The organism is Streptomyces sp. NPDC059456, assembly GCF_042750055.1.
Classification (GTDB): Bacteria; Actinomycetota; Actinomycetes; order Streptomycetales; family Streptomycetaceae; genus Streptomyces.
The window spans coordinates 1-9,901 of sequence record NZ_JBHYVA010000287.1 but is presented as its reverse complement, the minus strand read 5'-3'; the positions used below and the strand labels follow the sequence as shown (position 1 = coordinate 9,901).

General features: G+C 72.4%; 5 protein-coding genes and 1 riboswitch. Of the genes, 2 read left to right on the top strand and 3 right to left on the bottom strand.

Annotation, left to right across the window (positions count from 1 at the left end):
* Both ACFXA3_RS23550 and ACFXA3_RS23545 read right to left on the bottom strand, forming a co-directional pair.
* A partial coding sequence (locus ACFXA3_RS23550; RefSeq protein ID WP_385189712.1) for a germacradienol/geosmin synthase occupies positions 1-2,188 on the bottom strand: 2,188 nt, incomplete at its 3' end.
* A 159-nt stretch (positions 2,189-2,347) separates the two neighbouring features.
* Entirely contained in the window at positions 2,348-2,665 is a 318-nt protein-coding gene (locus tag ACFXA3_RS23545; RefSeq protein WP_385189710.1) for a hypothetical protein, read from the bottom strand.
* Positions 2,666-3,359: 694 nt separating this feature from the next.
* Between ACFXA3_RS23545 and ACFXA3_RS23540 the strand changes: the two genes are divergently transcribed.
* On the top strand, positions 3,360-4,430 hold the full coding sequence (locus tag ACFXA3_RS23540; RefSeq protein WP_385189707.1) for a cytochrome P450: 1,071 nt from the start codon (positions 3,360-3,362) through the stop codon (positions 4,428-4,430).
* Positions 4,423-5,682, top strand: a complete 1,260-nt coding sequence (locus ACFXA3_RS23535) for a cytochrome P450 (RefSeq protein ID WP_385189704.1) — start codon at positions 4,423-4,425, stop codon at positions 5,680-5,682. Before ACFXA3_RS23540 ends, ACFXA3_RS23535 begins: the two co-directional genes overlap by 8 nt.
* 126 nt (positions 5,683-5,808) lie before the next feature.
* Here ACFXA3_RS23535 and cobN read toward each other — a convergent pair whose 3' ends face one another.
* Positions 5,809-9,420 (bottom strand): cobaltochelatase subunit CobN, encoded by a 3,612-nt coding sequence (gene cobN / locus ACFXA3_RS23530; RefSeq protein WP_385189701.1) that lies wholly within the window; start codon positions 9,418-9,420, stop codon positions 5,809-5,811.
* 33 nt (positions 9,421-9,453) lie between these two features.
* A riboswitch (cobalamin riboswitch) is annotated at positions 9,454-9,591 on the bottom strand.
* Between the last annotated feature and the right edge of the window lie 310 nt (positions 9,592-9,901).

Sequence of the window (9,901 nt, the reverse complement as noted above, 5' to 3'; positions counted from 1 at the left end):
TGCCGAAGGAGGGGTGCCCGGCCCGGGGAGCCCGCCCGGCCGGCTCCGGGTGCAGGTCCTCGTCCCGGTAACGGCGCACGTTCCGGTGCCAGTTGAGGACGGCGGCCATCCAGTCCCCCAGCTCGCGCGCGTACGTGTCGATCGAGGCCCGCGCCGCGGCGCCCAGGCCGTGGTCCTCGCAGAGCAGCGGCAGCTGGTGGTCACGGATGTGCTCGAACTCCCCGACGCGCTGCACCATCAGGTCGGCGACGATCGCGAACGCCTGCGGGTAGTCGATGCCGAAGAAGTTCTGGGTGACCAGGACGTGGTTGTGGACCTCGCCCTCGACCTCGATCTCCTTCTGGTACGAGAACAGGTCGTTGGTGATGCAGCCGACGTCCGCCGCGGCGTTCTCCAGCGAGCGGATCACCCCGTCCCGGAAGACCTCGGCCGGGACCCCGTCGTCCTCGTGGCCGAACCGGGCCAGGAACATCGTCAGGGCCGAGCCGAAGGTGAGCCGGCGCATCTCGGCGTAGTCGACCGGGTCGGGAATCCGGTTCGCGGCGGTGTTGCCGATCTCCCAGACCCAGCTGTCCAGCATCCCGGAGAGGTGCCGGCGGAGCTCCGCGCGCATCGCGGCGCCCATTCCGGTGGCGGTCCGGGCCCACAGTTCCCGCAGGCTCCGCTCCATGACGGTGACCGGCTCGGGGGCCTGCGCCGGGTCGTCCGTGAGCAGGGAGATCAGCCGGTCGGTCGCGGCGCGGGCCCCGCCGGGGGACTTCGTACGGCCGAAGACCTCGGGGAAGTAGTCGTCCGCGTAGGTGCCCCACGCCAGCCACTGCGAGCTCAGGCTCAGCGCCTCCGGCGTGGCGTCGGGGTCGATGCCCGCCGCGCACAGGGCGAAGTCCATGCCGACCAGCTTGTCCTCGTCCCAGATGTCGGATCCGGGGTCGCCGGGCTGCGGATCGAGCAGGCCCATGTCCCGGCACCAGCGCACCAGTTCGCGCCGGGCCCGGTCCAGGTGCGGGCTGAGGGTGAGCGGGAACGGCAGGGGGAAGTCGGGCAGCAGCGACGGGCCCACCCGCTGGAACGGCACGTGCGTGAAGCTGCGCCGGCGCAGTTCCACGGAGCGGGGGGTGAACGGCGAGCGCAGGTGGAGGGCGGCGGCGCCCGGCCCGCCGGGCGGGAACGGCAGGGCGAGCGGGGTCTGCGCCCCCTTGGCCCCCTCGTTCATGTAGCGGCTGGAGACCATGTGCCATTCGTGGCCGCCGGACTGCCAGTCCTGGAGGCCCTTGGCGTACGCGAGGACCGACGCCTGCTCGAACAGGTCGAGGCCGTGCCGGACGGCGAGCGCGGGGACCTCGGCGAGGGCCGTGTACTCGAACTGCTGGAGCCGCGAGGTCAGCAGGTCGTTCGACAGGTCGGCGGCCTCCTGGGTGGTGCAGCCCAGGAAGGTCTCCAGGACCAGCACCGCATTGGAGAGTTCGCCCTCCTGCTCCACCTCGCGCTGGTACGAGAAGATGTCGTTGCGGATGTGGACGGCGTCGGCGAAGGCGTCGCGGAGCACTTCGAGCGGCCGGGTGCGCGCGACCTTGGCCGGCACCTCGGCGGACACGTACTCGATCAGTCCGGCGGACCAGGGGGCGCCGCCGACCTTGCGGCGCATCTCGATGTATTCGAGAGGGTTGGCCACGCGGCCGATGTTGATGTTGTGGAGTTCCCACATCGATTCGTCGAGGAGGTTCCTCGTCGACTCGGAGAACCGTTCCCTCCAGTCCATCGACATCCGGGGCACGGTCCGCGACCACAGGTCCTTGAGGCCCGCCTCGACCGGGTTCGCCGGCTCGGGGAACCCGTCCGCGAGGTCCATCGGCATGAACGCGGCCAGCCCCTGGAGGTACTTCTTGGCGCCCTCGCGGTCCCGGGTGCGCTTGTAGACCTCCAGGAAGTGGTCGTCGAAGAAGAACACCCACACGTACCAGTCGGTGACCAGGTCGAGCGCGTCACCGTCGCAGTCGGGGTGGGTGTACGAGCACAGCAGGGCGTAGTCGTGCGCGTCGAGGTCCGTCTCGTCCCAGACCCCGGACCCCTCCAGCATCCCGAAGGCGCGGGCCCACTCCTTGGTGTGCGTTCTCGCGGCCTCCAGGTGCGGGTTCAGTCGCGCCGGGTACGGCACGTAGAAATCCGGCAGTTGAAACGGCTGTGTCACGGCAGGCGGAACCTTTCCGTCCGAGGGCAGGAGGGCCCTTGCCTGCGGCCCCCCGCACGAGATCAACACCCCCCTACCCCTGCCGTCGCCGGCACAAGGGACAGTTCACTTCTTCAGGTGACGAGGTGGTGATCGGGCAGCGGGCAGCCCTGCCGGAGGCTAGGGGTGCCGGAGGCGCGTGAACGCAGGAAGTCCCCGCTCACCGGGCGGGCGGCCTCCGTACGACGGCGCGGCCAGGACGGACGGCGCGGGCAGCAGCCCGTGCCGGGAGGCGACGGGCGGCCGCCCGGCGAGGGCGGCGGCGACGAGCGAGTTCGCGGCCACGGCCGGTTCCACCAGGTTCGACCGGATGCGGGCGTGGCCCTCCGCCCGGTCGTCGACGGACAGGGGAGCCCCGCTCTCCGGCAGGGCGATGAACTCGGCCGGAAGGTGATCGGCGGAGTTGGGCCCACCCGGCCAGGAGCAACCGCATTCCATGGCGGCCCAGTCGTGCGGTCGCTCACCGGTCAGTCGGGTGCCGGGGCGGCCGGGGGCGTGGGAGCCGCGCGAGCCGCGCCGGCGGGCTGCTGGCGGGCCTCGGACGGGGCGGCGATCGAACGCCACATGACCGTGTCGTATGCGCGCAGCCGTGCCGGTGCGACGCCGCCGCCGGGCATTCTGTCGGTGACGGGGCAATTCCGGGGCGGACCCGGGATGCATTCCGTCACACGGCGTTCGAATCCATTCGAAGGGCGTGCGCGGGTCTTTATGAAGGATATTGAGCCGAAAACGGGCGGCGTATGGATCCAGCCACTGGTGGCTGGATGTGGTCGACTGAAAGCGAAGCCATTGACGACTTCCGCCCCATGCGTGTCTACTCGGTGCACCGGCCAAGGAATACGGCGGATGCACCTCCCGGGCATATCAACCGCCATGACCGGTCGACCCGTTGATGTGCGCAAGCACGCGAAAGAGGGGTAGTAAATGAACAAGTTTCTTGCCGTCCTGCGCAGCACCCCGATCTGCCGGGATCTCTCGTTCGTCAAGAAGAGCGAGCCGAGCCTGAAGCAGAGTGCCTGGTACTTCTGGTACTAAGCCGGAAAGTCCAGTACCGGGCCCGTACCCGGCAGAGCCGGCCACGCCTCTCCGGCCCTGCCGGGTGCGGGCCTTCCGCATTCCCCGGAGCCCTCATATGCCAGCCACGCACCCCACGGATTCGCGCACGCACCGTGCCACCGTATTCGCCCCGCGACTCCAGGCGCTCATCGACGACCACCTCGGCAAGGACCTCGTCCGGCTGGAGCCCGACACCATCGGAATTGCGGGCGCGGAACTCTCCGACCGTATTCTCGCCGCACGAAAGGCCACCGAGACCGAGCGGCCGACATTCAAGCCCCTGCACGGCCGGTCCATTTCCAAGACCGAAGCCTCTTCGGTGATGCGCACCATTGGAAAAGACGTGCGCAAGGCCCTGGACGGGCCGATACCGGCGGGCACGGACCTGTCCGGGCCGTGGCCCCTCACCGGCCACAATTTCCTGCGCGATCTGATCCTGCGCGACGATCCGCACCGGCTGCGGATCCTGATGTCCCGGACGCTGGAGATCGACCCCAGGCTGACCTGGTCGACGATCGTCGCCGGAGCCGCCCTCCCGCGCCGGCCCCGCCCCGGCCCGCACCTGACGCACATCGCCGGCCTGTTCGCCGAGGCCGGGGGCTACCACGACCGCCGGTACGCCATGGGCATGTACCGGCGCGCCGCCGCCCCCGTCTGCTTCACCGTCTCCACCCTCGTCGCCAACGCCCTGTGGCTCGGCGCCCCGTTCGACGACGGCGACTCGAACCGCAACATCCTCCACGAGGCGATGCGGCTGCTGCCGCCCTCCTGGAACCTGCTGCGCAACCGCAGCCCCGAGTACCCCGCCCTCGACCCCCGCATCGGGCCCGGCGACGACGTACTGGTGCTGCCCCTGCTCACCCACCGCGACCCCGCCCTGTGGGACGCCCCGCTGGAGTTCCGGCCCGCCCGCTGGAACACCCTCGACCCGGACGCCACCCCCGGGTACATGCCGTTCGGCCACGCGAGCGAGCGCTGCTGGGGGCGCCACATGGTCATGCCGCTGGCGGAACTCCTGCTCGACCACATCCGCCGGACCGGACTCGTCGTCGCCCCCGGCCAGCGCACCGCCGAGGTGCCCCTCGTCGGTCTGCTCGGCGTGAAGACCGTCCACATCGGCCCGAGGAACCGGGTGCGCCGTGCGTGACCGCAAGACCGCCCACCCGGAGCACGTGGAAGTCCTGGACGCCGACTGGCAGGACCGCGCCCACGAGATCTACGGCGACTGGCGGCGCGACGGCGGCATCCACTACGTCCGCTACCCCGGCCCCGCCGCCGTCGAGGGCTGGGTCGTCACCGGGCACGCGGAGGCCAAGGCCCTGCTGGCCGACCCCCGGCTGTCGAAGAACCGGGCCGCCCAGCGGTTCGGCCGCCACGTCGGGCTCACCGAGGGGCCGGGAGCGGCGATGTTCTCGCACATGCTCAACGCCGACCCGCCCGACCACACCCGGCTGCGCAGGCTCGTACAGAAGGCGTTCACCGCCCGCCGCACCGCGAGCCTGCGGCCCATGATCGAGCAGTTCGTCACCGGACTGCTCGACGCCCTCGACGGCAAGGACGAGGCGGAGCTGATCTCGGAATTCGCCCTCCCGCTGCCGGTCGCCGTCGCCTTCGAGCTGTTCGGCGCCACCGACGCCGACCACGAGGTCCTCCAAGTCCGGGGCAACTCCCTCGGCGGCGGCCAGGGCGACGGCGAGGTCTCCGTCTTCACCGCGGAGGGCATGGCGGCCTACCTGCGGGCCCTCATCGCCCTCAAACGCGAGAACCCGGACGGCAAAGGACTGCTGTCCGCCCTGCTCACCGCCGGTGACGACGAGGACGGGGACGGGGACGGCGACGGGGACCGGGACGGCGACGCCCTCACCGAGGACGAGATCACCTCCATGTCCTTCCTCCTCGTCGTCGCAGGTCACCAGACCACGGTCAACCTCGTCGCGAACGGCATCCACGCCCTGCTCACCCACCCGGACCAGCTGGCCGCGCTGCGCGCCGACCCGGCCCGGGTGCACGGCGCGGTCGAGGAAGTCCTGCGCTACGAGTCCCCGTCCGGCCTCGCATCCCTGCGCTACGCCACCGAACGCATCACCGTGGGCCGAGTGACCATCCGCGAGGGCGACTTCGTCCAGATCTCGCTGCTCGGCGCCGACCGGGACCCGGCCGTCTTCACCGACCCCGACCGGTTCGACATCGGCCGGGCCGACGCGGGCCGCCACCTCGCCTTCGGGCACGGCATCCACCACTGCCTCGGGGCGCCGCTCGCCCGCCTCCAGGGCGAGATCGCGCTCACCCGGATCATCGAGCGCTTCCCCCGCCTGCGGCTGCACGAGGCGCACGAGGCGCGGTGGCAGTCCAACCCCCGCCACCGCGGCCTGCTCAGCCTGCCCGTACGGCTGCACTGAGGAGCTGAGGAGCTGAGGAGCTGAGGGAGGCCGGGGGTCGAGGCCGCCCGAGAGCCGAGAAGCCGCCTTCCGCGCCCCGGCAGGGGAAGGGAAGGCGGCTCCTTCGTCAGGGACGACGGGCGCGGACTACTCCGCCTCGCCCTCCAGGTTGCCCTCCGTGTCCAGGTACACCTGGCGCAGCGCTTCGAGGACCTGCGGGTCCGGCTTCTCCCACATGCCGCGCGACTCGGCCTCCAGCAGGCGCTCCGCGATGCCGTGCAGGGCCCAGGGGTTGGCCTCCTCCAGGAACGCGCGGTTCTCCGGGTCCAGGACGTACGTCTCGGTCAGCTTGTCGTACATCCAGTCCGCGACCACGCCCGTCGTGGCGTCGTAGCCGAAGAGGTAGTCCACCGTCGCCGCGAGTTCGAAGGCGCCCTTGTAGCCGTGGCGGCGCATCGCCTCGATCCACTTCGGGTTCACCACACGGGCACGGAAGACGCGGGACGTCTCCTCCACCAGGGTGCGGGTCTTGACGGTCTCCGGACGGGTGGAGTCACCGATGTACGCCTCCGGGGCCGTGCCCCGCAGCGCACGGACGGTGGCCACCATGCCGCCGTGGTACTGGAAGTAGTCGTCCGAGTCGGCGATGTCGTGCTCGCGGGTGTCCGTGTTCTTCGCGGCCACCGTGATCCGCTTGTACGCGGTCTCCATCTCCGCGCGCGCCGCCCGGCCCCCCAGGCCGCGGCCGTACGCGTAACCGCCCCACACCGTGTAGACCTCCGCCAGGTCGGCGTCCGTACGCCAGTCGCGGGAGTCGATCAGCTGGAGGATGCCGGCGCCGTACGTGCCCGGGCGCGAGCCGAAGATACGGGTCGTCGCGCGGCGCTCGTCACCGTGTTCGGCCAGGTCCGCCTGGGCGTGGGCCCGGACGAAGTTCTGCTCCGCGGGCTCGTCCAGCCCCGCCGCGAGCCGCACCGCGTCGTCCAGCAGGCCGATCACGTGCGGGAACGCGTCCCGGAAGAAGCCCGAGATGCGCAGCGTGACGTCGATGCGCGGGCGGCCCAGCTCCTCCGGCGGGATCGGCTCCAGGCCGGTGACGCGCCGCGAGGCCTCGTCCCAGACGGGGCGGACGCCGAGCAGCGCCAGCGCCTCGGCGACGTCGTCCCCCGAGGTGCGCATCGCGCTGGTGCCCCACAGGGACAGGCCGACCGAGGCGGGCCACTCGCCGTTGTCCGTGCGGTAGCGGTCCAGCAGCGAATCGGCGAGCGCCTGACCGGTCTCCCACGCGAGGCGGGAGGGGACGGCCTTCGGGTCCACCGAGTAGAAGTTCCGGCCGGTCGGCAGCACGTTCACCAGGCCGCGCAGCGGCGACCCGGACGGGCCCGCCGGGACGAACGCGCCGTCGAGGGCGCTCACCACGTGGGCGATCTCGTCGGTCGTGCCGGCCAGCCGCGGGACCACCTCGCGGGCCGCGAAGTCCAGGACCGCCGCCACGTCCGCCGAATGCCCGGCGGCGACCGAAGCCACCGCCTCCGGCGCCCAGTTCGCGTCCTCCATCGCCTGCACCAGCGCGCGGGCCGTCTCCTCCGCCTCGTCGGCGGTCGTACGGGTGGCCGCGGACTCGTCCAGGCCGAGCGCCTCGCGCAGGCCGGGCAGCGCCGTCGTACCGCCCCAGATCTGCCGGGCGCGCAGGATCGCCAGGACCAGGTTGACCCGGGACTCGCCGGTCGGGGCGCCGCCCAGGACGTGCAGGCCGTCGCGGATCTGGGCGTCCTTGACCTCGCACAGCCAGCCGTCGACGTGCAGCAGGAAGTCGTCGAAGCCGTCGTCGTCCGGGCGCTCCTCCAGACCCAGGTCGTGGTCCAGCTTCGCGGCCTGGATCAGCGTCCAGATCTGGGCGCGGATGGCCGGCAGCTTCGCCGGGTCCATCGCCGAGATCTGCGCGTACTCGTCCAGGTGCTGCTCCAGGCGCGCGATGTCGCCGTACGACTCCGCGCGCGCCATCGGCGGCACCAGGTGGTCGACCAGCGTGGCGTGCACGCGGCGCTTGGCCTGCGTGCCCTCGCCCGGGTCGTTGACCAGGAACGGGTAGATCAGCGGCAGGTCGCCGAGCGCGGCGTCCGGCGCGCAGGCCGCCGACAGACCGGCGTTCTTGCCGGGCAGCCACTCCAGGTTGCCGTGCTTGCCCAGGTGGATCATCGCGTCGGCGCCGAAACCGCCGTCCTGCGCGCTCGCCTGGATCCAGCGGTACGCGGCCAGGTAGTGGTGCGAGGGCGGCAGGTCCGGGTCGTGGTAGATCGCGATCGGGTTCTCGCCGAAGCCGCGCGGCGGCTGGATCAGGATGAGCAGGTTGCCGCGGCGCAGCGCCGCCAGGACGATGTCGCCGTCCGGGTTCGCCGAGCGGTCCACGAACATGTTGCCCGGGGCCTCGCCCCAGTGCTCCTCGACGCTCTCGCGCAGCTCGGCCGGGAGCTCGGCGTACCACCGCTTGTAGTCGGCGGCCGGGATGCGGACCGGGTTGCGGGCCAGCTGCTCCTCGGTCAGCCAGTCCTGGTCGTGGCCGCCGGCCTCGATCAGGGCGCGGATCAGCTCGTCGCCGTCACCGGAGACCAGGCCCGGGATGTCCTCGACGGGGCCGAAGTCGTAGCCGCCCGCGATGAGGGTGCGCAGCAGCTCCACGGCGCTGGCCGGGGTGTCCAGGCCGACCGCGTTGCCGATGCGGGAGTGCTTGGTGGGGTACGCGGACAGGACGAGCGCGATCTTCTTGTCGCGGCGCTCGATGTGCCGCAGACGTGCGTGCCGGACGGCGATGCCGGCGACGCGGGCGGCCCGCTCGGGGTCGGCCACGTACGCGGGCAGGCCGTCCTCGTCGAGCTCCTTGAAGGAGAACGGGACGGTGATCAGACGGCCGTCGAACTCGGGGACGGCGACCTGCGTCGCGGCGTCGAGCGGGGAGAGCCCCTCGTCGTTCTCCTCCCAGGCGCTGCGCGAGCCGGTCAGGCACAGGGCCTGCAGGATCGGCACGCCGAGCGCGGCCAGCGCGCCCGCGTCCCAGGACTCGTCGTCGCCGCCGGCCGAGGCGGTGGCGGGCTTGGTGCCGCCGGCCGCGAGGACCGTGGTGACGATCGCGTCCGCCGACTCCAGCTCGGCGATCAGCTCCGGCTCCGGGCTGCGCAGGGAGGACACGTACAGCGGGACGGGCGTGCCGCCGGTCTCCACGATCGCGTCGCACAGGGCGTGCACGAACGCGGTGTTGCCGCTCATCTGGTGGGCGCGGTAGTACAGCACGGCGATCCGCGGACCGTACGGGCGTACGGGGGTGCGCTCCAGCGGACCCCAGGTCGGCGCGGCGGCGGGCGGCTCGAAGCCGTGGCCGGTGAGCAGCACGGTGTCGGAGAGGAACCGGGCCAGCTGGTCCAGGTTGGCGGGGCCGCCGTGGGCGAGGTAGGCGTGCGCCTCGGCGGCGATGCCGATCGGGACCGTGGAGGCCTCCATCAGCTGGGCGTCCGGGGCCTGTTCGCCGGTGAGGACGACCACCGGACGGGTCTGCTCGGGAGCCAGCAGCAGGTCGAGCCCGTCCTGCCAGGCGCGCAGCCCGCCGAGGAGGCGCACGACGACGAGGTCGACGCCGTCGAGCAGGGCCGGGAGGTCGTCGAGGGGAAGGCGGGAGGGGTTCGCGAACCGGTACGGCACGGGGCCGTCCGCGGCGGCGCGGGCGCTGAGCAGATCGGTGTCGGACGTCGACAGCAGCAGGATCATGCGGCGGCAGGCCTTCCTCGGGGTTTCCGCGCCCCGGGCAGTGAGAACAGCGGGAGTTCCTGACTCACCCGACGGGTTGCTCCGCAGGATTCACAGTGGCGGGACCGCGCCGGATTCGCACCGGGCTTCCTCCCGGCGGGGCCACGTGGCTCCGCCGCTGGTCATCTTAGGGGCCGTTCCCCCCGACCGGCAGTGGGGGTGCCCAGCCCCCGGCACGCTGTCGGCGCCGCATGCCCCGGCACACCCCCGGCCCGCCGCCGGCACTGCGCACCGGGGCTCGCCGCCCCACTGCCGCGGGCAGCCGCGGGCATGGCGCGCCGGGCCATCGGCACCCTGCGCCGCCGGCATCGCGCGCCGGGGCGCCGGTCATCCGGCACCCTTCGCCGCCGAGCCGCCGAGCCGCCGAGCCGCCGAGCCGCCGAGCCGTCATGCCGTCATGCCGCTGAGTCTTCGGCGCCGCTGCCGGGGCGCCGGGGGCCGG

Coding starts and splice junctions, on each gene's coding strand:
- ACFXA3_RS23540 (WP_385189707.1), top strand. CDS start 3,360: ATGCCAGCCACGCACCCCACGGATTCGCGCACGCACCGTGCCACCGTA.
- ACFXA3_RS23545 (WP_385189710.1), bottom strand. CDS start 2,665: ATGGAATGCGGTTGCTCCTGGCCGGGTGGGCCCAACTCCGCCGATCAC.
- cobN (WP_385189701.1), bottom strand. CDS start 9,420: ATGATCCTGCTGCTGTCGACGTCCGACACCGATCTGCTCAGCGCCCGC.